Raw genomic sequence first — 20,561 nt, 5'->3', positions numbered from 1 at the left:
CATGGCACACCTCTGGGGCGGAGTCCTCCGCGAATACGCCGACCGTCTGGGTGTCACCGACGCCTCCACCGTCGTCACCCTGGGCGAGGGCGGCACTCCGTTGCTGCCCGCACCCGCACTGTCGCGTCGCACCGGCGCCGACGTCTGGGTGAAGTACGAGGGCATGAACCCGACGGGTTCGTTCAAGGACCGCGGCATGACCGTGGCCCTCTCGCGCGCCGTCGAGCATGGGGCGAAGGCCGTCATCTGCGCCTCGACCGGCAACACCTCGGCCTCGGCCGCGGCCTACGCCGCCCACGCCGGCATCACCGCCGCGGTGCTCGTGCCCGAGGGCAAGATCGCCATGGGCAAGCTCAGCCAGGCGGTGGCGCACAACGGCCGGCTCATCCAGATCCGCGGCAACTTCGACGACTGCCTCGAGATCGCGCGCGAGCTCGCCGACCACTACCCGGTGCACCTGGTGAACTCGGTGAACCCCGACCGCATCGAGGGGCAGAAGACCGCCGCCTACGAGGTCGTCGAGGTTCTGGGCGACGCCCCCGACTTCCACTTCATCCCCGTCGGCAACGCCGGCAACTACACCGCGTACTCGCGCGGCTACCGCGAAGAGGCCGCCCGCGGCGTCGCCACGCGCGTGCCCCGCATGTTCGGCTTCCAGGCCGAGGGTTCCGCGCCGCTCGTGCGCGGCGAGGTCGTCAGGCAGCCCGAGACGATCGCCAGCGCCATCCGCATCGGCAACCCCGCGTCGTGGGATCTCGCCCTCGAAGCCCGCGAGGCCACCGACGGCTACTTCGGCGCGATCGACGACGCCCGCATCCTCGAGGCGCAGAAGATCCTCGCCGGCGAGGTGGGCATCTTCGTCGAGCCCGCCTCGGCCATCAGCGTCGCGGGTCTGCTCGAGCGCGCCGAGGCCGGCATCGTGCCCGCCGGCGCGAAGGTCGTGCTCACCGTCACCGGCCACGGCTTGAAGGACCCCCAGTGGGCCCTGCGCAAGTCCGACGGCACCGACGTGCAGCCGACCGTCGTCGACGCCGCCACCTCGGAGGTCGCCTCCGTGCTCGACCTGCAGCCGGTGACCGCGTGAGTTCAGGCCCCGGCCGTCGGGTCGCCGTCCGGGTTCCCGCCACCAGCGCGAACCTCGGGCCCGGCTTCGACACCCTCGGCCTCGCACTGAGCGTCTACGACGAACTCGTCGTCGAGCAGCTCGAGGGCGACCGCCTCGAGATCGAGGTCGAGGGCGAAGGGGTCGCCGAGGTGCCGCGCGATGCGTCGCACCTCGTCGTGCGCGCGATGGCGCACACGTACGCCTCGGTCGGCCGCACCCTGCCGGGGCTCCGCCTCACCGCGCACAACGTCATCCCGCACGGGCGGGGCATGGGCTCGTCCGGTGCGGCCGTGGTCGCCGGCATCCTGGCCGCGAAGGGTCTGCTTGAGGGCGAGGTCGCATTCAGCGACGTCGACCTGCTGCGCCTCGCGACCGAGATGGAGGGCCACCCCGACAACGTTGCCCCCGGGCTGTTCGGCGGTCTCACGATCGCGTGGATGGATGCCGCCGGCCCCCAGCACAAGCAGCTGATCGTGCACCGCGGTGTGTCGCCCCTCGTGCTCGTGCCGAGCTTCACGATGTCGACGGCGGTCGCGCGCAGCCTCCAGCCGCTGCAGGTGCCGCGGGAAGACGCGGTGTTCAACGTCTCGCGCTCGGCGCTGCTGATCGCGGCGATGACGCAGAGCCCCGAGCTGCTCATGGCGGCCACCGAAGACAAGCTGCACCAGAACTACCGCGCGCAGGCCATGCCCGAGACCGACCGGCTCGTGCGCGCCCTCCGCGCGGAGGGGTACGCCGCGGTCGTGTCCGGTGCCGGACCGAGCGTGCTCGTCCTCGCCGACGGGCCGGGACAGCGACTCGCGGCCGCGGATCTTATGGCATCCGTCGTCGACACCCCGTGGCAGGCGCTCATGCTCGCCGTCGACGTCAAGGGTGGTACAGTGAAAAACGCAGAGGGTTCCGCGTAAATTCGCGAATCTGAGCCTCTGCACCACCTGCGAAATCCGCAACACATCGCGAACCCGGTATCGGCTGCAGTCTCCCGAACCGCTGGTGTCCGTCGTCTGCGATCTGCACGACGACGCGCGATCTGATCACGTTTCATCCTGAGGAGCACTCGTGGAGTCCATCTCCGAGACCCAGCCCGTCGACGCGCCCGAGGGCGCCGAGACCCCCACCGAAGAGCAGCCCACGGCTGCGGTGGAGGGCACCGACACCGAACAGACCGACGCGCCCGCTGCGGCCGAGGGCGAAGCGGCCCCGGAGGCCGACGAGGCCCCGGCCGACGCCGCCCCCGAGGCACTGTTCACCGATGACGCTCTCGCCGCCGAGGCCCCGGCCGAGACGGTCGCCGACGCGCCCGCCGCTGCGGAGGCGCCCGCCGCCGAGGTCGCCGCAGAGCCCGCCGCCGTAGAGGCGGCGCCGGTCGAGAAGCCCGCGCGCGCCCCGCGCAAGCGTGCTCCGCGCCGTGCCAAGAGCGCGACCGCCGAAGAGACGGCCGCCGCCGAGGCCGCCGCCGCTGAAGAGAAGGCCGCCGCTGAGGCCGCCGCCGCCGAGGCGCCCGCCGCCGAGACCGCTGCCGCCGACGCCGTGACCGACGAGCCCGCGACCACCCCGGTCACCACGGCCGCCGACGTGGCCGCCGACGCCGACGCCAGCACCGAGACCCCCGCGGTCGACGAGGCTGCCGCCACCGAGGTTCCCGCCGCCGACGCCGCGACCGCTGACGGCGACGCCGAGCAGGCCGACGCCGAGCAGGCAGACGCCGCGCCCGCCGACGGTGCCGAGCAGGCCGACGAGACCCCGGCCCGTGGCCGTGGCCGCAGCCGCTCGCGCAACCGCAACCGCAACAAGACCGACGCCGACAAGGCCGACGTCGCTCAGCCCGCCGCCGACGAGGCCGAGGCCCCGCAGCAGCAGGGCGGCCAGCGCGAGGGCGGTCGCGACAACGGCGCACAGCGCGACGGCGGCCAGCGCGACGGCGGCCAGCGTGACGGCGGCCAGCGCGACGGTGCCCAGCGCGACAACGCGCAGAACGGCCAGCAGGCGCAGCAGCAGCAGGGCGGCGCAGCCAACAGCCGCAACCGTCAGCGCAACAAGCGCCGCGGCCAGACCACCGCGGGCGATGAGTTCGAGACCGAGATCGGCGAAGACGACGTGCTCGTCCCCATCGCCGGCGTGCTCGACGTGCTCGACAACTACGCGTTCGTGCGCACCACCGGCTACCTGCCCGGCCCGAGCGACGTCTACGTCTCGCTCGGTCAGGTCAAGAAGTACAACCTCCGCAAGGGCGACGCCGTCGTCGGCGCCATCAAGCAGCCCCGCGAGGGCGAGCAGCAGGGCCGTCAGAAGTACAACGCGCTCGTGCAGGTCGACTCGATCAACGGCCTGTCGGTCGACGACGCCGCCACCCGCGTCGAGTTCAACAACCTCACGCCCCTGTACCCCCAGGAGCGCCTGCGCCTCGAGACCGGCCCCGAGAAGCTCACGCAGCGCATCATCGACCTGGTCGCCCCGGTCGGCAAGGGCCAGCGCGGCCTGATCGTCGCGCCCCCCAAGGCCGGTAAGACGATCGTGCTGCAGCAGATCGCCAACGCGATCGCGACGAACAACCCCGAGGTCCACCTCATGGTCGTGCTCGTCGACGAGCGTCCCGAAGAGGTCACCGACATGCAGCGCACCGTGCGCGGCGAGGTCATCGCCTCGACCTTCGACCGTCCGGCCGAAGACCACACCACGGTCGCCGAGCTGGCCATCGAGCGCGCGAAGCGTCTCGTCGAGCTCGGCCGCGACGTCGTCGTGCTGCTCGACTCGATCACCCGCCTCGGCCGCGCGTACAACCTCGCCGCCCCCACCTCGGGCCGCGTGCTCTCCGGCGGTGTCGACGCCTCGGCGCTGTACCCGCCCAAGCGCTTCTTCGGCGCCGCGCGCAACATCGAGAACGGCGGATCGCTCACGATCCTGGCCACGGCGCTCGTGGAGACCGGGTCCAAGATGGACGACGTGATCTTCGAGGAGTTCAAGGGCACCGGCAACAGCGAACTGCGCCTGAGCCGCCAGCTCGCCGACAAGCGCATCTTCCCGGCGGTCGACGTCAACGCGTCGAGCACCCGTCGCGAAGAGATGCTGCTGTCGAGCGACGAGGTCAAGATCACCTGGAAGCTCCGTCGCGCGCTGGCCGGTCTCGACCCCCAGCAGGCCCTCGAGGTCGTGCTCGGAAAGCTCAAGGAGACGCAGTCCAACGTCGAGTTCCTCGTGCAGATGCAGAAGTCGATCCCGGCGCCCTCGCGCGGCGGTGACGACAACAGCATCCGCTGATCGGGGCGGGAGGCGCGATGTCGGAACCCGCCATGTTCGAGTCGGTCCGCGGACTGCTCGACGAGCACAAGGCCGTCCAGGAGGAACTCTCCGACCCGGCCGTGCACGCGGACGCCGCGCGCGCCAAGCGCGTCAACCGACGCTACGCCGAGCTGTCGCGGATCGTCGCGGCCCACGAAGCGTGGACCGCGGCGTCCGACGACCTCGAGGCGGCTCGCGAGCTCGCCCGTGAGGACTCCGCCTTTGCAGAAGAGGTCCCGGCGCTCGAGGAGCGCGTGGCCGAGACGCAGGAGCGCCTGCGGCGCCTGCTCATCCCGCGCGACCCCGACGACGCCCGTGACGTGATCATGGAGATCAAGGGCGGCGAGGGTGGGGCCGAGAGCGCCCTCTTCGCGGCCGACCTGCTGCGCATGTACCTGCAGTACGCGGCATCCATGGGCTGGAAGACGGAGCTGCTCGAACGCACCGAATCCGATCTCGGCGGCTACAAAGACGTCCAGGTCGCGATCAAGGGATCGTCGAGCGACCCCGCTCAGGGTGTCTGGGCGCACCTGAAATACGAGGGCGGAGTGCACCGCGTGCAGCGCGTGCCCGCCACCGAGTCGCAGGGTCGCATCCACACCTCCACCACGGGCGTGCTCGTGTTCCCCGAGGTCGACGAGCCCGAAGAGGTCGGCATCGACCCGAACGACCTGAAGATCGACGTCTTCCGCTCCTCGGGCCCCGGTGGTCAGTCCGTGAACACGACCGACTCCGCGGTGCGCATCACCCACGTTCCCACCGGAATCGTCGTGTCGATGCAGAACGAGAAGTCGCAGCTGCAGAACCGCGAGGCCGGTATGCGCGTGCTGCGCGCCCGCCTGCTCGCCAAGCAGCAGGAGGAGCGCGACGCGGTCGCCGCCGATGCGCGCAAGTCGCAGATTCGCGGCATGGATCGCTCCGAGCGCATCCGCACCTACAACTTCCCCGAGAACCGCATCGCCGATCACCGCACCGGATACAAGGCGTACAACCTCGATCAGGTCATGGACGGCGCCCTCGGCCCGATCATCGAGTCGGCGATCACGGCCGACGAAGAAGCGCGCCTCGCGGCCCTCGCCGACTCCTAAGCTCGGGTGGTGCTCACCGCCGCTCAGATCGTGTCGTTCGACGACACCCCGCCCCCGCCTGGACTCTCGCCATGGGTCGGCGCCGTGGAGCAGGTGCGGCACATCGAGATCGTGGATCCGGATGCCGCCTGGCCCGAGCTCTTCGAGACGCTCCGCGCGGGCATCGTCGCGGCGCTCGGCGAGCGCGCGTTGCGGATCGACCACGTGGGGTCGACGTCGGTCCCCGGGCTGGCCGCCAAGCCCGTCATCGACATCGACCTGACGGTCGCCGACACCGACGACGAGGATGCCTACGTGCCGGCACTCGAAGCACTCGGCTTCGTGTTGCGCGTGCGCGAGCCGTGGTGGTTCGGCCATCGCTGCCTGGTCTCGGCCGAGCCGGCCGCCAACCTTCACGTGTGGCCGCCCGACAGCCCCGAGGCCGCACGGCACCGCATCTTCCGCGACTGGCTGCGCGCCGACGAGGCCGATCGCGAGCGGTACGCCGCGGTCAAGCGCGCTGTCGCGGCCGACGGCCTGATGAGCGAGTACAACGCCCGCAAAGAGGGTGTGATCCGCGAGATCTACGCCCGAGCCTTCACCGCGGCCGGCCTGTTGCCCTGACACCATCCCGAGACCACAACGCAGGATCCAGGGACGTCACCCCGTCTACATGCCGAGGCCGGCGCGGGGATGAAGTCGGATCTCCTGCGCTGTGTCGCAGGGAGCGTCACACGTCCCAGGCGGGCGGATGGGGGAGCGGGCCCCGGCGGGCCTCGAGCTGAGCGGCGAGCGACAGCAGCGTCGCCTCACCCCCCGGGCGGCCGACGAGCTGCACCGACACGGGGTGGCCCGCGGCATCCGTCGTCACCGGCACAGTGATCGCGGGCAACCCGGCGACGTTGACGAAGCTCGAGTACGGCGCGTACTCGACCTGCATCGCGAACGTGCGCTCGGGGCTGTGCTCCGCGTACGAGCCGACCGGCTGGGGCGGCTGCGCGAGAGCCGGGGTGAGCACGGCGTCGAAGGCCGAGAAGTCGGTGATGGTGCGACGCTCGAACGCCCGGGCGGCCGCGAGTCCGCCGAGCAGGTCGAGGGCCGACAGGCGACGCCCCTCCTGCACGAGCCAGGCCGTGAGCGGCTCGACGAGCTCGGCATCGGCGTCGCTCAGCGGAATGCGTGCGGCACTCGCCCGCCAGAGCACGTGGAAGAGCTCCGCATAGCCGAACGGATGCCAGTCGGCATCCGCCACCGCGTGCCCAGAGTCGTCGAGCCAGGCGGTGGCCGTGTCGAGGGCCGTGCGAGCGTCGGCGTCGAGGACGATGTCTTCGTCGTCATCCCACGGTGAGACGGTGGTGACGCCGAGGCGCAGGTGGCCGGGGACGCGTCGGGCGGCGTCGACGAAGGGCCCGGCTCCGGGGGCGGCCGTCGCGTACGAGAAGGGGGCGAGGCCGACGAGGGCGTCGAGCAGGAGGCCCGCGTCTTCCGCCGTGCGTGCGATCGGTCCCGTGACCGACAGTCCGTCGGGGGAGTCGAAGCCCGAGCCGATCGGAAGCCGCCCGCGCGAGGGTTTCAGGCCCACGACCCCCACGGTCGCCGAGGGGATGCGGATCGAGCCGCCGCCGTCCGAGCCGACGGCCGCAGGGAGGAGTCCCGCGGCGACGGCCACCGCCGCCCCACCGCTCGAGCCGCCCGCGCCCGCGGTGGGGCGCCAGGGATCGCGCGCCGGGTCGTGGATCAGCGGTTCGGTGAACCCGGTGAGACCGAACTCCGAGGTGCTGGTCTTACCGACGTTGATCGCTCCGGCGGCGTCGAGTGCCGCGGCGAGGGGATCGGATGCCGTGGGCACGTGGTCGACCCGCGCGCGCGATCCGTACCGCGTGGGCACGCCGGCGCGGGCGACGAGGTCTTTGTCCGCCAGCGGAATGCCCCACAGCGGTCTGTCGGCCGGTCGGGGGAGGTCGGCCGCCCGTCGGAGCGCGGCATCCGGAGTGACCTCGGCGAAGGCGCCGAGACCGCGGTGGCGGTCGATGCGATCGAGGTAGTGGGTCGTCAGCTCGGCGGGTGAGAGATCACCGCTGCGGAGTCCGTCGACCTGGGCCACGAGCGAGAGGTCGTGCAGACGGGGCATTGTCCGAGCCTACGGCGATGCCGGCGCAGGCGGTCGCGATCAGATCCAGTACTCGGGCGTGGTCAGCAGCGCGCGGGTGTCTTCGCCCCCGCGGCGCGTGCGGGCCGTGGCCGGCACCCCCACCAGCACGCTGTCGGCCGGTGCATCCCGCGTCACCACGGCGTTCGCTCCGACCACGGAACGCGCGCCCAGAGTGATCGGGCCGAGGATCTTCGCCCCCGCGCCCACGGCGACCCCGTCGTGCAGCGTGGGGTGGCGCTTGCCGCCCTCGCGCTGACGACCGCCGAGAGTGACGCCGTGGTAGAGCATGACGTCGTCGCCGACCTCGGCCGTCTCGCCCACGACGACACCCATGCCGTGATCGATGAAGAACCGGCGCCCGATGGTGGCTCCGGGGTGGATCTCGATGCCCGTGAGCCACCGGGTCACCTGCGACAGGGCCCGCGCCGGGAAGCGCAGACCCCGCCGCCACAGGCGGTTCGCGATGCGGTACGACCACACGGCGTGAAGACCCGGGTAGAGCACGGCGATCTCGAGAGCGCCGCGCGCCGCGGGGTCGCGGAGCTTGGCGGAGGAGACGTCTTCGCGGATTCGGGAGAGGACCCCCACGTCAGTCTTCGCGCAGGTGCTCGTACAGAGCGGTCGAGAGGTAGCGCTCGCCGTACGAGGGGATGATGACGACGATGTTCTTGCCCGCGGCCTCGGGGCGACGTGCGACCTCGAGCGCGGCCCAGATGGCGGCACCCGACGACATGCCGACGAGGATGCCGTCTTTCGCCGCGGTCTCGCGGGCCAGGCGGATCGCGTCGTCGAACTCGACATCGATGACCTCGTCGATGATGTCGCGGTCGAGGATCGCGGGCACGAAGTTGGGGCCGATGCCCTGGATCTTGTGCGGGCCGGGGTGGCCCTTGGTGAGGACGGGGGAGTCGGCGGGCTCGACGGCGACGATCTTGACCCCGGGTACGCGCTCCTTGAGCACCTGGCCGACACCCGTGATGGTGCCGCCCGTGCCGATGCCGGCGACGAAGTAGTCGACCTTGCCCTCGGTATCGCGCAGGATCTCTTCGGCCGTCGTCTTGCGGTGGATCGCGGGGTTGGCCTCGTTCTCGAACTGACGGGCCCAGACGGCGCCGGGGGTCTCGGCGACGATGCGCTTGGCTTCGTCGACGGCGTGCGACATGCCCTTGGTGGGGTCGGTGAGCACGAGCTCGGCGCCGAACGCCTTCAGGAGGATGCGGCGCTCCTTCGACATCGACGCGGGCATCGTGAGGATGACCTTGTAGCCGCGGGCGGCGCCGACCATGGCCAGCGCGATGCCGGTGTTGCCGCTGGTGGACTCGACCAGGGTGCCGCCGGGCTTGAGCTCGCCCGAGGCCTCGGCCGCATCGACGATCGCGATGCCCAGGCGGTCCTTGACGCTCGAGGCGGGGTTGTAGAACTCCAGCTTCGCCAGGATCTGCGCGTCGGTGCCTTCGGCGACGCGGTTCAGGCGCACCAGCGGAGTGTCGCCGAAAGCTGTCGTGATGTCGGGGTGGATGCCGGGCATGGCTCGCCTTTCGCCGTCGTTCGGGTCGCGATCATCCTAGGTGAGCCCTCCGACACCGACGCCTGTGTGACGCCGTGCGGCAGGATGCGCGCAGGCGCCCCGGCGGGGGCGGGACCCGCACGACTAAACTCGACTCCCGTCATGCCTGAGACAGCTTCCGCGCCCGCGCCCGCGCCCGCCCCCGCCGCCGCGAGCGTCGTCGAGACGGTGCGCGCGACCGCCGCCCGACTGGCCGCCGCCGGGATCCCCGACGCGCAGGTCGACGCCGAACTGCTCGTCGGCCACGTGCTCGAGACCTCGCGCGGGGGAGTGCAGGCGGCGGCCATCCGCGGCGACCGGATGCCGGAGTCCGCCGTTCGCGCTCTCGCGCCCCTCGTCGACCGACGCTGCGCCCGCGAGCCGCTGCAGCACCTCACCGGACTCGCGCCCTTCCGCGCCCTGGAGCTCGCCGTCGGGCCGGGGGTGTTCGTTCCGCGCCCCGAGACCGAGATGGTGGCGCAGCTGGCGATCGACGCGCTGCGCGTCGCGGCATCCGATGCCCCCATCGCCGTCGACCTCGGCACCGGGAGCGGAGCGATCGCCCTCGCCCTCGCCACCGAGGTCCCGCACGCCCGGGTCTTCGCCGCCGAGAACTCCGTCGACGCCTTCGTCTGGACCAAGCTCAACCTCGCCCGCATCGGCGCGCAGAATCTGCAGCTCGCCTTCATCGACCTCGCCGAGGCGTTCCCCGAGCTCGACGGCACGGTCTCGGTCGTGGCATCCAACCCCCCGTATGTTCCGGACGACGCCATCCCGCGCGACCCCGAGGTGCGGCTGTACGACCCTCCCGCGGCGCTCTACGGCGGACCGGACGGGCTGGATGCCGTGCGTACTCTCAGTCGTGTGGGTCTGCGCCTCGCGCACCCGGGCGGCACGATCGTCATCGAGCACGGCGAGTGGCAGGGCGAGGCGATCCGCGCGATCCTCTCGGCCGACGGCTGGAGATCGGCCGCGACGCACCCCGACCTGACCACCCGCGACCGCGCGACGACGGCCGTCCGTCCCTGATCGCGGCCGATCACGGCTCCCACGCGGCCCGACTAGACTGTGGCCCGACATGTCTCCCGTCTACGACTGCCGTGACGAGTCGCAACTGCTGTCCGGGATGCGCCATGCGCGTCAGGCGATCGGCAGAGGCGAACTCGTCGTGCTCCCCACCGATACGGTCTACGGAATCGCCGCGGACGCGTTCAACGCGCGCGCCGTCGCGGGTCTGCTCGAGGCGAAGGGCCGCGGTCGCCAGCAGCCGCCGCCCGTGCTCGTTCCGGGCGTCGCCACCCTGCGCGCGCTCGTCGCCGAGATCCCGCCCGCGGTCGACGACCTCGTGCGCGAGTTCTGGCCCGGCGGGCTCACCATCGTCCTGCCCGCGCAGCCCTCGCTATCGTGGGACCTCGGTGACACGCACGGCACCGTCGCGGTGCGCATGCCCGCGCAGAAGCTCACGCTCGAGCTGCTCGAGGAGACCGGCCCCCTCGCCGTCTCGAGCGCCAATCTGACGGGTCGTCCGGCGGCCGTCGACATCGACTCCGCGCGCGACATGCTGCGCGACAACGTCGCGGCGTACCTCGACGCGGGTCCCAGCGAGACCGGCGTCGCCTCCACCATCATCGACGCCACGACGCTCGTGGGCGGCGCCGAGCCGCAGGTGCGCGTGCTGCGCGAGGGCGCGATCTCGCGCGATCGCCTGCGTGCCGTGCTGGGCGACCTGCTCGAGCCCGACCCGGTCGACGAGGGCCCGACCCCGTCCGCATCCGACGCCGCGTTGTCCGACGCCGCGCCGATCGCCGACGCGACCCCGGATGCCGAGGCGCCGGGTCCGTGACCCAATACCTCCTCACCATCCTCTTCACGGCCGCGGTGACGCTCGCGCTGTCGTGGGTGGTGTGGAAGCTCGCTCTGCGGTTCAAGCTCTATCCCGGCATCCGGGATCGCGACGTGCACAAGACGCCGACGCCGCGCCTGGGCGGGGTGGCGATGTTCCTCGGTGTCGTCGCGGCGTTCGCGCTGTCGAGCCGCAACCCCTACTTCGCGATCTTCTGGACCGATCCGGTCCCCGTGCTCTCTCTGCTCGGAGCCGTGCTGCTCATCGTGCTGGTCGGAGTGGCCGATGACCTGTGGGACCTCGACTGGATGATCAAGCTCGGCGCGCAGTTCATCGCCGCCGGCGTCATCGCCTGGTTCGGGCAACTGCAGATCCTGTCGTTGCCCATCGGAGCTCTGACGGTGGGCTCGAGCTGGGTGAGCTTCCTGCTGACGGTCTTCGCCCTCGTCGTGGTCATGAACGCCGTCAACTTCATCGACGGGTTGAACGGCCTCGTCGCGGGGGTGTGCCTCATCGCCAACGGGGTGTTCTTCGCCTACTCCTACCTGCTCGTGCGCGACACCGGCGCCAGCACCTACTTCAACCTCGCCTCCTTCATCGCGGCCGTGCTGGTGGGGGCGTGCCTCGGCTTCCTGCCGATGAACTGGACGCCCGCCAAGCTCTTCATGGGCGACGCCGGGGCTCTCATGCTCGGCCTGCTGATGGCCAGCTCCGCCGTCGCCATCACCGGTCAGCTCGACCCCGCGGTGCTCGACCCCGAGAAGATCGGCCGTTCGCAGCTCCTCGGTGCGTTCATCCCGATCCTGCTCCCGGTCGTGATCGTGCTGCTGCCGCTGCTCGACTTCGGTCTGGCCGTCGCCCGCCGCCAATGGGCCGGGCGCTCGCCCTTCTCACCCGACCGCAAGCACCTGCACCACCGCATGCTCGACATGGGTCACTCCGACCGCGACGCCGTGCTGATCTTCTACAGCTGGACCGCCGTGGTGAGCCTGGCGTTCCTGCTGATGTACATCGGCACGCAGCAGAGCTGGCCCGGCGACTACGCGTTCGGCATCGCCTTCGGAGTAGTCGGCGTCGCCGCGTGCGCGGTGCTCACCCTCCTGCCCTCACAGCATCGTCTGCGCCGCCTCGCGCGGCGCCCCCGACCCACCCGACCGGAGTCCCCCTCATGAGCAGCACCGCCCCCGCCCATCGTCGTCCCCTCTCGAGCACTCCCGTGCTGCGCACGGCGCTCGTCTGGGGAGGGTTCGTTACTCTCGCGCTCCTCGTGATCGGCGGTGTCGTCGGCTTCCTGGTCGGGGGAGCGGGCGGCCTCGGCAGCGCGCTCGCCGGCGTCGCGGTCAGCGCGATCTTCCTCGCGGTCACGGCCACCAGCATCCTGATCGCCAACCGCTGGTTCGGCGACCCCCTCTACGTGCCGATCTTCTTCGGCATCGTGCTGGGCGGGTGGCTGCTGAAGCTCGTGCTGTTCATCGTCGCGATCGTCGTGCTGCGCGGACAGGACTGGGTCGACCCGGTCGTCTTCTACGTCGCCCTCGTGGTCAGCGTGATCGCCTCACTGGCCGTCGACGTCGTGGTCCTGCTGCGCATGCGTATCCCGAGCGCGAGCGATGTGACGCTTCCGACCGACCCCGATGCGGGCGACCGACGGGACTGAATCGCCCATAACCCACCTCTCGCCGCAGCCGTGCACGTTAGTCCGGCGGCGAGACGATCGGATGCCCGGACTCATGGATCCGCCGGGAGTTTGATAGGGTTGCATAAGTACCCACCCGCGATGGGAAATCTTCTCCAGGTTCGCACTTCGGGTACTCTCACCGACCATCGTCGCAACGGTTCACACCGATGCCCCGAAGCTGGAGCCAGCGCTGTCCACTCAAGCTGCGACCCTGATCACGAACTTCGCGTCTGCGGGTGCGGAATTTCACCCGCCGTCCATTTCGGAGTTCTTCCCTGACGCGGTCATCACCTTCCCGGGGCTGTTCATCTTCGGTGCGCCGTTCGAGATCACGCGCATCAACCTGGTCCAGTTCCTCGCGACCGCCGTCCTGGTGATCTTCCTCGTGGTCGGTACGCGCCGCATGAAGATCGTCCCCGGCCGCTTCCAGAGCATCGTCGAGATGGGCCTGGACTTCGTCCGCGTCAACATCGCCGAAGACATCCTGGGCCGGAAAGACGGCAAGCGGTTCCTGCCGATCCTCACCACGATCTTCTTCATGGTGCTGTTCATGAACATCACGGGCGTCATCCCAGGTCTGAACATCGCCGGTACCAGCGTCATCGCGGTGCCGATGCTGCTCGCGATCGTCGCCTACGTGACCTTCATCTACGCCGGCATCAAGAAGAGCCCCGGCGGCTTCTTCAAGAACGCGCTGCTGCCCTCGGGCGTGCCGTGGCCGCTGTACATCATCATCGTCCCGCTCGAGTTCCTCTCGACCTTCATCATCCGCCCCGTCACTCTGACGCTGCGACTGCTGATGAACATGGTCGTCGGCCACCTCATGCTGGTGCTGTTCTTCTCGGCCACGCAGTTCTTCGTGTTCGGCCTCAGCGGCGGATGGATCGCGCTCGGCGCCGGCTCCCTCGCCTTCGGTCTCGCTTTCACCCTGTTCGAAATCTTCGTCGCCTTCCTCCAGGCGTACGTCTTCGCGATCCTCACCGCGGTCTACATCCAGCTCGCGGTCGCAGAAGAGCACTGAGCGGCCCGGCGCACGCCGAGCCACCCAACGAAAGGAAAAAACCCGTGGACGCAACTACGGTTCTCGCCCAGGTCACCGGTAACGTCGCCACGATCGGCTACGGCCTCGCCGCCATCGGCCCCGCCATCGGCGTGGGCATCGTCGTCGGCAAGACGATCGAGGGTGTCGCCCGTCAGCCCGAGCTCGCGGGCCGCCTGCAGGTCCTGATGTTCATCGGTATCGCCTTCACCGAGGCGCTCGCCTTCATCGGTATCGCGACCGGCTTCATCTTCACCTGATCCGGCCGCTCTCGACTCACTGTAAGGAGACAGGATGCTGAACGCTCTTGTCACTCTCGCCGCGGAACCCGCGGGCGAGGCGCCGCCGAACCCGCTGATCCCGGCGGTGTACGACATCGTCTGGTCGCTGGTGTGCTTCATCATCATCGTCGTCGTGGTGTGGCGCGTCGCCCTGCCCCGCATGGCGAAGCTGCTCGACGAGCGCAGTGCCGCCATCGAGGGCAACATCGCGAAGGCCGACGAGGCCCAGCGCCAGGCCGAGGCCGCGCTCGAGGAGTACACCGCTCAGCTCGCCGAGGCGCGCAAGCAGGCCGGTGAGATCCGCGAGGGCGCGACTCAGGACGGTCGCAAGATCGTCGCCGAGGCGAAGGAGACCGCCGCCGCAGAGGCTGCGCGCATCACCGCCTCCGCCCACGCGCAGATCGAGGCCGAGCGTCAGTCGACCCTCGTCCAGCTGCGCTCCGAGGTCGGGACCCTCGCGGTCGACCTCGCGGGCAACGTCATCGGTGAGACCCTGACGGACGACGCGCGCGCCAACGCCGTGGTCGACCGCTTCCTCGCCGAGCTCGAGGCTTCCGAAACCCTTCGACAGGCTCAGGGACCGGTGGGTAACTGATGGGCAGCGCGACCACTCAGGCGCGGACCGCGACCGCGGAGGCCCTGGCCTCCACCTCGGGCGTCGATCTCGACGTCGCGCGCGAACTGTTCGCGGCCGTCGGTGCCGTGAGCGGTTCGGCGCAGTTGAGCGGCGCGCTGTCCGACTCGTCGGTGCCGCCCGCGGCGCGTGCAGGGCTCGTCTCGGCGGTCTTCGGACCGTCGTACCGGCCCCAGACCGTGTCGCTGCTCAGCAGTGCCGCGCAGCAGCGCTGGTCGAACGCCGGCGAGTTCATCGAAGGACTCGAGGAGCTCGCCGTCCAGGCGACCTCCGTCGCCGAGTCGGCCGACATCGAGTCCGAACTGTTCGCGTTCTCGCGCACGGTCGCCTCGAACGGTGAGCTCGAACTCGCCCTCGGCGGTCGCCTCGGCGACGCGTCGGCGAAGAGCGCACTGGTGTCGACGCTGCTCGGCGGACGCACGAGCGCGGGCACCGAGCTCATCGTGTCGTCGCTGGTCGGGCTGGCACGCGGTCGTCGCGTACGCGCCCTGCTGCGCCGCGCCGAGCGCATCGTCGCCGACCAGCGTTCGCGCATCGTCGCGACCGTCTACACGGCCGTGGCGCTGAACGCCGACCAGCAGACGCGCCTGCAGAACGCTCTCAGCGCGCGTTACGGTTCGGCGATCACGCTGAACACCGTGATCGACACCTCGGTCCTCGGCGGACTGCGCGTGCAGGTCGCCGACGACGTCATCGACGCGAGCGTGTCCGCACGTCTCGCCGACCTCCGCCAGCGGATCGCAGGCTAAGACTTTCCGCCCGAGTGGGCGTGGATCTGGGGGCCCAGTGCCCCACGAACGAAGGAAGACAATGGCAGATCTCTCTATCAGCCCCGACGTCATTCGTGACGCGCTGAAGGACTTCGTCACCGCCTACGAGCCCACCGGCGCTGCGGCGACCGAGGTCGGCGCCGTCGTCGACGCGGCCGACGGCATCGCTCACGTCGAGGGCCTCCCGGGCGTGATGGCCAACGAGCTCATCCGCTTCGCGAACGGCACGCTGGGCCTCGCCCAGAACCTCGACGAGAACGAGATCGGTGTCGTCGTGCTCGGCGAGTTCTCCGGCATCGAAGAGGGCCAGAGCGTCACCCGTACCGGCGAGGTGCTCTCGGTCGGCGTCGGCGACGGCTTCCTCGGCCGTGTCGTCGACCCGCTCGGCAACCCGATCGACGGTCTCGGCGAGATCGCGATCGAGGGTCGTCGTGCCCTCGAGCTCCAGGCTCCCGGCGTCATGCAGCGCAAGAGCGTGCACGAGCCCCTCCAGACCGGCATCAAGGCCATCGACGCCATGATCCCCGTCGGCCGCGGCCAGCGTCAGCTCATCATCGGCGACCGCCAGACCGGTAAGACGGCCATCGCGATCGACACGATCATCAACCAGAAGGCCAACTGGGAGTCGGGCGACGTCGACAAGCAGGTGCGCTGCATCTACGTCGCCATCGGCCAGAAGGGCTCGACCATCGCTTCGGTGAAGGGCGCGCTCGAGGACGCCGGCGCGATGGAGTACACCACCATCGTCGCGGCCCCCGCCTCCGACCCCGCCGGCTTCAAGTACCTCGCCCCCTACACCGGTTCGGCCATCGGCCAGCACTGGATGTACGGCGGCAAGCACGTTCTGATCATCTTCGACGACCTGTCGAAGCAGGCCGAGGCCTACCGTGCCGTTTCGCTTCTGCTGCGCCGCCCGCCGGGCCGCGAGGCGTACCCCGGCGACGTCTTCTACCTGCACTCGCGTCTGCTCGAGCGTTGCGCGAAGCTGTCCGACGAGCTCGGCGCCGGTTCGATGACGGGCCTGCCCATCATCGAGACCAAGGCCAACGACGTCTCGGCGTACATCCCGACCAACGTGATCTCGATCACCGACGGCCAGATCTTCCTGCAGTCCGACCTCTTCAACGCCAACCAGCGTCCCGCGGTCGACGTGGGTATCTCGGTGTCGCGCGTGGGTGGTGACGCTCAGGTCAAGTCGATCAAGAAGGTCTCCGGAACCCTGAAGCTCGAGCTCGCGCAGTACCGCTCGCTCGAGGCCTTCGCGATGTTCGCGAGCGACCTCGACGCGGCTTCGCGTCGTCAGCTGGCTCGTGGTGCGCGCCTGACGGAGCTGCTCAAGCAGCCCCAGTACTCGCCGTACCCCGTCGAGGAGCAGGTCGTCTCGATCTGGGCCGGAACCAACGGCAAGCTCGACACCGTCGAGGTCTCCGACGTGCTCCGCTTCGAGCGCGAGCTGCTCGACTACCTCCGTCGCAACTCGACCGTGCTCGACACCCTGCGCGAGACCAACGTGCTCGGTGACGACACGCTCGCTGAGCTCGAGAAGCACGTCGATGCCTTCTCGAAGGAGTTCCAGCCGGGTCAGGACACCAGCGTCGTCGGTGCCGAGAAGGTCGACGCCGCCGAGGCCGAAGACGTCAATCAGGAGCGAATCGTCAAGGGCCGTCGCTGAATAGCGACGACACGAGGACGTAAATCATGGGCGCACAACTGCGGGTCTACAAGCAGAAGATCTCTTCTGCTCAGACGACCAAGAAGATCACGAAGGCGATGGAGCTCATCGCGGCGTCGCGCATCCAGAAGGCGATGGCGCGTGTGCGTGCGGCATCTCCCTTCGCGCGAGCCGTCACGAGCGCCGTCTCCGCGGTGGCCACGCACTCCTCGGTCGATCACCCGCTGACGACCGAGCGCGAGAACATCCGCCGTTCGGCCCTCGTGGTCTTCACCTCCGATCGCGGCCTCGCCGGCGCGTTCAACTCGCAGATCCTCCGTGAGGCTCTCGAGCTGGCCGAGCTGCTGCGGTCGCAGGGCAAAGAGGTCGTCTTCTACCTGGTCGGTCGCAAGGCCGTCGGGTACTTCCAGTTCCGTCGCATGCCGAGCATCGAGCAGTGGGTCGGCGACACCGACACGCCGCAGTTCTCGACGGCGGAGGAGATCTCGGATGCCGTGCTGAAGGCCTACCGCGCCGGCGGCGACAACGACGGTGTCGACGAGATCCACCTCGTGTACAACCGCTTCGTGAGCATGATGACGCAGTCGCCCGAATCGGTGCGCCTGCTCCCGCTCGAGGTCCTCGAGGCGGACGAGGCTCCGGCTCAGGCCGAGGTCTACCCGCTCTACGAGTTCGAGCCGGATGCCGAGACCGTGCTCGATGCGCTCCTGCCGGTGTACGTGCAGAGCCGTATCTTCAACGCCCTCCTGCAGTCGTCGGCGGCCAAGCACGCCGCGACGCAGAAGGCGATGAAGTCGGCCAGCGACAACGCCGACAAGCTCATCACCGACTACACCCGCCTGCGCAACAACGCGCGTCAGGCGGAGATCACGCAGCAGATCGCCGAGATCGTCGGCGGCGCCGATGCCCTGGCATCCGGCAAGTAAGTTCCCAAGGAGAGAAGAAGCCATGAGCCTCACCGCCGAGAAGACCGACGCGGCCGTCGTCGGACGCGTCGCGCGCGTCACCGGCCCGGTCGTCGACATCGAGTTCCCGCATGACGCGATCCCCGAGATCTACAACGCGCTGAAGACCACGATCACCATCGGTGACCAGTCGACCGAGATCACCCTCGAGGTCGCACAGCACCTCGGTGACGACCTCGTCCGCGCCATCTCGCTCAAGCCCACCGACGGCATGGTCCGCGGTCAGGAAGTGCGCGACACCGGCGGCCCCATCTCGGTGCCCGTCGGCGACGTCACCAAGGGCAAGGTCTTCGACGTGACCGGCGAGGTGCTCAACGGCGCCCCCGGCGAGACGATCGAGGTCACCGAGCGCTGGGGCATCCACCGCAAGGCGCCGAGCTTCGACCAGCTCGAGTCGAAGACCGAGATGTTCGAGACCGGCATCAAGTCGATCGACCTCCTGACCCCCTACGTGCAGGGTGGAAAGATCGGTCTGTTCGGTGGCGCCGGTGTCGGAAAGACCGTCCTCATCCAGGAGATGATCCAGCGCGTCGCGCAGGACCACGGTGGTGTGTCGGTGTTCGCCGGTGTCGGCGAGCGCACCCGTGAGGGCAACGACCTCATCGGCGAGATGGAAGAGGCGGGTGTCTTCGACAAGACAGCCCTCGTGTTCGGCCAGATGGACGAGCCGCCGGGAACGCGTCTGCGCGTGGCCCTCTCGGCCCTGACGATGGCGGAGTACTTCCGCGACGTGCAGAAGCAGGACGTGCTGTTGTTCATCGACAACATCTTCCGCTTCACGCAGGCCGGTTCCGAGGTCTCGACGCTGCTCGGCCGCATGCCCTCCGCCGTGGGTTACCAGCCGAACCTCGCCGACGAGATGGGTGTGCTCCAGGAGCGCATCACCTCGACGCGTGGCCACTCGATCACCTCGCTGCAGGCGATCTACGTGCCCGCCGACGACTACACCGACCCGGCCCCCGCGACCACGTTCGCGCACCTCGACGCCACCACCGAGCTCTCGCGTGAGATCGCGTCGAAGGGTCTGTACCCGGCCATCGACCCGCTGACCTCGACGAGCCGCATCCTCGACCCGCGTTACATCGGTGCCGACCACTACCGCGTCGCCACCGACGTGAAGCAGATCCTGCAGAAGAACAAGGAACTGCAGGAGATCATCGCGATCCTCGGTGTCGACGAGCTCTCGGAAGAGGACAAGATCGTCGTGTCGCGCGCACGTCGCATCCAGCAGTTCCTCTCGCAGAACACCTACATGGCCAAGAAGTTCACCGGCGTCGAGGGCTCCACCGTCCCGATCAAGGAGACCATCGAGTCGTTCGACGCGATCGTCAAGGGCGACTTCGACCACGTCGCCGAGCAGGCGTTCTTCAACGTCGGCGGTATCAACGACGTCGAGGCCAAGTGGGCGCAGATCCAGAAGGAGAACGGCTGACATGTCGTTGCGCGTGAGCCTGGTGTCGGCAGACGCCGAGGTGTGGACGGGGGAGGCGACGCTGGTCGTCGCCAAGACCGTCGAGGGTGAGATCGGCTTCATGCAGGGGCATGAGCCGGTGCTGGCGATCCTCGCCCAGGGCGAGGTGCGCATCACCCGCACCGACGGCACGAAGATCCTGGCCAACGCCGAGGACGGCTTCCTGTCGATGGCCGACGACGAACTCACCATCGTCGCCGGAAACGCCGCTCTCGTCTCCTGACGCCGCTTCATCGCTGACGCGCGTCGCCCGGTTCTCCGGGCGGCGCGCGTCGCTGTTTCTCCGGAGTACCCATGCTCGTCCTGCTTCCCCCGTCCGAGACGAAGCGCCCCGGCGGTGAGGGCCCGCCTCTCGACCTCGAGGGGCTGGCGCTGACCCTGCTGCGCGAGCCTCGCGACGCGGTGGTCGACGCGCTCGTGGCCCTGGCGGCCGACGAGGACCTCGCCGCGCGCGTGCTGAAGCTCAGCGAGAAGCGTCGGCACGAGATCGCCGACAACGCAGCGCTGCGGACCGCCGCGACCATGCCGGCGATCGATCGGTACACGGGCGTGCTCTTCGACGCCCTGGATGCCGCCGGCCTTGACGCCGACGCCCGCGCGTGGCTGGGGGAGCACATCATGATCCACTCGGCGCCGTTCGGTCCGGTGGGTGCGCTCGATGGGATCCCGGCGTATCGACTGGCCGCCGGAACGTCGATCCCGGGGCTCCCCGCGCTGCGGCGGGTATGGGCGCATGCGGTGACCGACGCCCTCGCAGAGCTGCGGCCCGGCTTCGTGCTCGACCTGCGGTCGGAGGCCTATGCCGCCCTCGGGCCAGTGCCGACCGGGGTCTCCTCGGTGTACGTGCGCGTGGTCACCCCCGGCGAGGGTGGCGCCGTGCGAGCGCTAAACCACTTCAACAAGCACGCGAAGGGCGACCTCGTGCGGTCCCTGGCGCTGACGCGGCCCCGGATCGAGAGTCTGGCGGAGTTCCGGAAGTGGGCTCGAGCGGCAGGGTGGGCGCTGCAGGACGCGGATGCCGGAGAGATCGCGCTGATTTTATGACATCGCCCGACCCCT

21 protein-coding genes are annotated in these 20,561 nt (G+C 69.8%); 18 read left to right on the top strand and 3 right to left on the bottom strand.

The genetic code is table 11. The features are described 5' to 3' along the window. Nucleotide 1: 1 nt before the first annotated feature. The 5 genes from thrC to FS769_RS01725 all read left to right on the top strand — a co-directional run bounded on the left by thrC (nt 2) and on the right by FS769_RS01725 (nt 6,075). Nucleotides 2-1,084: a threonine synthase gene (gene thrC, locus FS769_RS01745; RefSeq protein ID WP_144828591.1), complete on the top strand. Its 1,083-nt coding sequence runs from the start codon at nt 2-4 to the stop codon at nt 1,082-1,084. Continuing rightward, nucleotides 1,081-2,013: a homoserine kinase gene (thrB, locus tag FS769_RS01740; protein ID WP_144828588.1), complete on the top strand. Its 933-nt coding sequence runs from the start codon at nt 1,081-1,083 to the stop codon at nt 2,011-2,013. Before thrC ends, thrB begins: the two co-directional genes overlap by 4 nt. 151 nt (nt 2,014-2,164) lie before the next feature. Continuing rightward, the gene (gene rho / locus FS769_RS01735) at nt 2,165-4,363 is read left to right on the top strand and encodes a transcription termination factor Rho (RefSeq protein ID WP_144828585.1); all 2,199 of its coding nucleotides are present in this window, start codon (nt 2,165-2,167) and stop codon (nt 4,361-4,363) included. Between the two features lie 32 nt (nt 4,364-4,395). Further along, nucleotides 4,396-5,472 (top strand): peptide chain release factor 1, encoded by a 1,077-nt coding sequence (gene prfA, locus FS769_RS01730; RefSeq protein ID WP_144828583.1) that lies wholly within the window; start codon nt 4,396-4,398, stop codon nt 5,470-5,472. Between the two features lie 9 nt (nt 5,473-5,481). Continuing rightward, the gene (locus FS769_RS01725) at nt 5,482-6,075 is read left to right on the top strand and encodes a GrpB family protein (protein WP_144828580.1); all 594 of its coding nucleotides are present in this window, start codon (nt 5,482-5,484) and stop codon (nt 6,073-6,075) included. A gap of 106 nt (nt 6,076-6,181) precedes the next feature. Here the strand turns inward: FS769_RS01725 and FS769_RS01720 are convergent, their stop codons facing one another. From FS769_RS01720 to cysK, 3 genes are read right to left on the bottom strand one after another with little or no spacing between them, the layout of a single operon-like run. After that, nucleotides 6,182-7,582, bottom strand: a complete 1,401-nt coding sequence (locus FS769_RS01720) for an amidase (RefSeq protein ID WP_144828577.1) — start codon at nt 7,580-7,582, stop codon at nt 6,182-6,184. A gap of 39 nt (nt 7,583-7,621) precedes the next feature. Then, on the bottom strand, nt 7,622-8,191 hold the full coding sequence (gene epsC, locus FS769_RS01715) for a serine O-acetyltransferase EpsC (protein ID WP_144828574.1): 570 nt from the start codon (nt 8,189-8,191) through the stop codon (nt 7,622-7,624). 1 nt (nt 8,192) lies between these two features. Beyond that, complete coding sequence (cysK, locus tag FS769_RS01710) at nt 8,193-9,131, bottom strand: cysteine synthase A (protein WP_144828571.1); 939 nt, start codon at nt 9,129-9,131, stop codon at nt 8,193-8,195. A gap of 141 nt (nt 9,132-9,272) precedes the next feature. On the opposite strand from cysK, the gene prmC reads away from it, so the two are divergent. The 13 genes from prmC (at nt 9,273) to FS769_RS01645 (ending at nt 20,546) form a co-directional block, all read left to right on the top strand. Beyond that, nucleotides 9,273-10,178, top strand: a complete 906-nt coding sequence (prmC, locus tag FS769_RS01705) for a peptide chain release factor N(5)-glutamine methyltransferase (protein ID WP_144828568.1) — start codon at nt 9,273-9,275, stop codon at nt 10,176-10,178. A gap of 49 nt (nt 10,179-10,227) precedes the next feature. Then, a complete protein-coding gene (locus FS769_RS01700; RefSeq protein WP_144828565.1) occupies nt 10,228-10,992 on the top strand; it encodes an L-threonylcarbamoyladenylate synthase in 765 nt (254 codons plus the stop codon). Next, nucleotides 10,989-12,164 carry an MraY family glycosyltransferase gene (locus tag FS769_RS01695; protein ID WP_144828563.1) on the top strand — a complete coding sequence of 392 codons (1,176 nt, stop codon included), beginning with the start codon at nt 10,989-10,991 and terminating at the stop codon, nt 12,162-12,164. Before FS769_RS01700 ends, FS769_RS01695 begins: the two co-directional genes overlap by 4 nt. Next, entirely contained in the window at nt 12,161-12,649 is a 489-nt protein-coding gene (locus FS769_RS01690; protein ID WP_144828560.1) for a hypothetical protein, read from the top strand. The genes FS769_RS01695 and FS769_RS01690 overlap by 4 nt, the downstream gene beginning before the upstream one ends. Before the next feature lie 211 nt (nt 12,650-12,860). Further along, complete coding sequence (gene atpB / locus FS769_RS01685) at nt 12,861-13,691, top strand: F0F1 ATP synthase subunit A (RefSeq protein ID WP_186325458.1); 831 nt, start codon at nt 12,861-12,863, stop codon at nt 13,689-13,691. Between the two features lie 44 nt (nt 13,692-13,735). After that, a complete protein-coding gene (atpE, locus tag FS769_RS01680) occupies nt 13,736-13,969 on the top strand; it encodes a F0F1 ATP synthase subunit C (RefSeq protein ID WP_043360904.1) in 234 nt (77 codons plus the stop codon). Between the two features lie 34 nt (nt 13,970-14,003). Next, nucleotides 14,004-14,585: a F0F1 ATP synthase subunit B gene (locus FS769_RS01675; protein ID WP_144828554.1), complete on the top strand. Its 582-nt coding sequence runs from the start codon at nt 14,004-14,006 to the stop codon at nt 14,583-14,585. Then, complete coding sequence (locus FS769_RS01670; RefSeq protein WP_144828551.1) at nt 14,585-15,373, top strand: F0F1 ATP synthase subunit delta; 789 nt, start codon at nt 14,585-14,587, stop codon at nt 15,371-15,373. The genes FS769_RS01675 and FS769_RS01670 overlap by 1 nt, the downstream gene beginning before the upstream one ends. A 61-nt stretch (nt 15,374-15,434) precedes the next feature. Next, nucleotides 15,435-17,066 (top strand): F0F1 ATP synthase subunit alpha, encoded by a 1,632-nt coding sequence (gene atpA, locus FS769_RS01665; RefSeq protein WP_144828548.1) that lies wholly within the window; start codon nt 15,435-15,437, stop codon nt 17,064-17,066. A 26-nt stretch (nt 17,067-17,092) separates the two neighbouring features. Further along, nucleotides 17,093-17,992, top strand: a complete 900-nt coding sequence (locus FS769_RS01660; protein ID WP_144828545.1) for a F0F1 ATP synthase subunit gamma — start codon at nt 17,093-17,095, stop codon at nt 17,990-17,992. A gap of 22 nt (nt 17,993-18,014) precedes the next feature. Then, nucleotides 18,015-19,463, top strand: a complete 1,449-nt coding sequence (gene atpD / locus FS769_RS01655; RefSeq protein ID WP_144828542.1) for a F0F1 ATP synthase subunit beta — start codon at nt 18,015-18,017, stop codon at nt 19,461-19,463. 1 nt (nt 19,464) lies between these two features. Then, nucleotides 19,465-19,725: a F0F1 ATP synthase subunit epsilon gene (locus FS769_RS01650; protein WP_056227136.1), complete on the top strand. Its 261-nt coding sequence runs from the start codon at nt 19,465-19,467 to the stop codon at nt 19,723-19,725. Between the two features lie 71 nt (nt 19,726-19,796). Beyond that, entirely contained in the window at nt 19,797-20,546 is a 750-nt protein-coding gene (locus tag FS769_RS01645) for a YaaA family protein (RefSeq protein ID WP_144828539.1), read from the top strand. Nucleotides 20,547-20,561 lie beyond the last annotated feature (15 nt).

The organism is Microbacterium sp. BH-3-3-3 (genome assembly GCF_007679045.1).
GTDB lineage: Bacteria > Actinomycetota > Actinomycetes > Actinomycetales > Microbacteriaceae > Microbacterium > Microbacterium algihabitans.
This window is presented reverse-complemented; position numbering and strand designations above follow the sequence as displayed.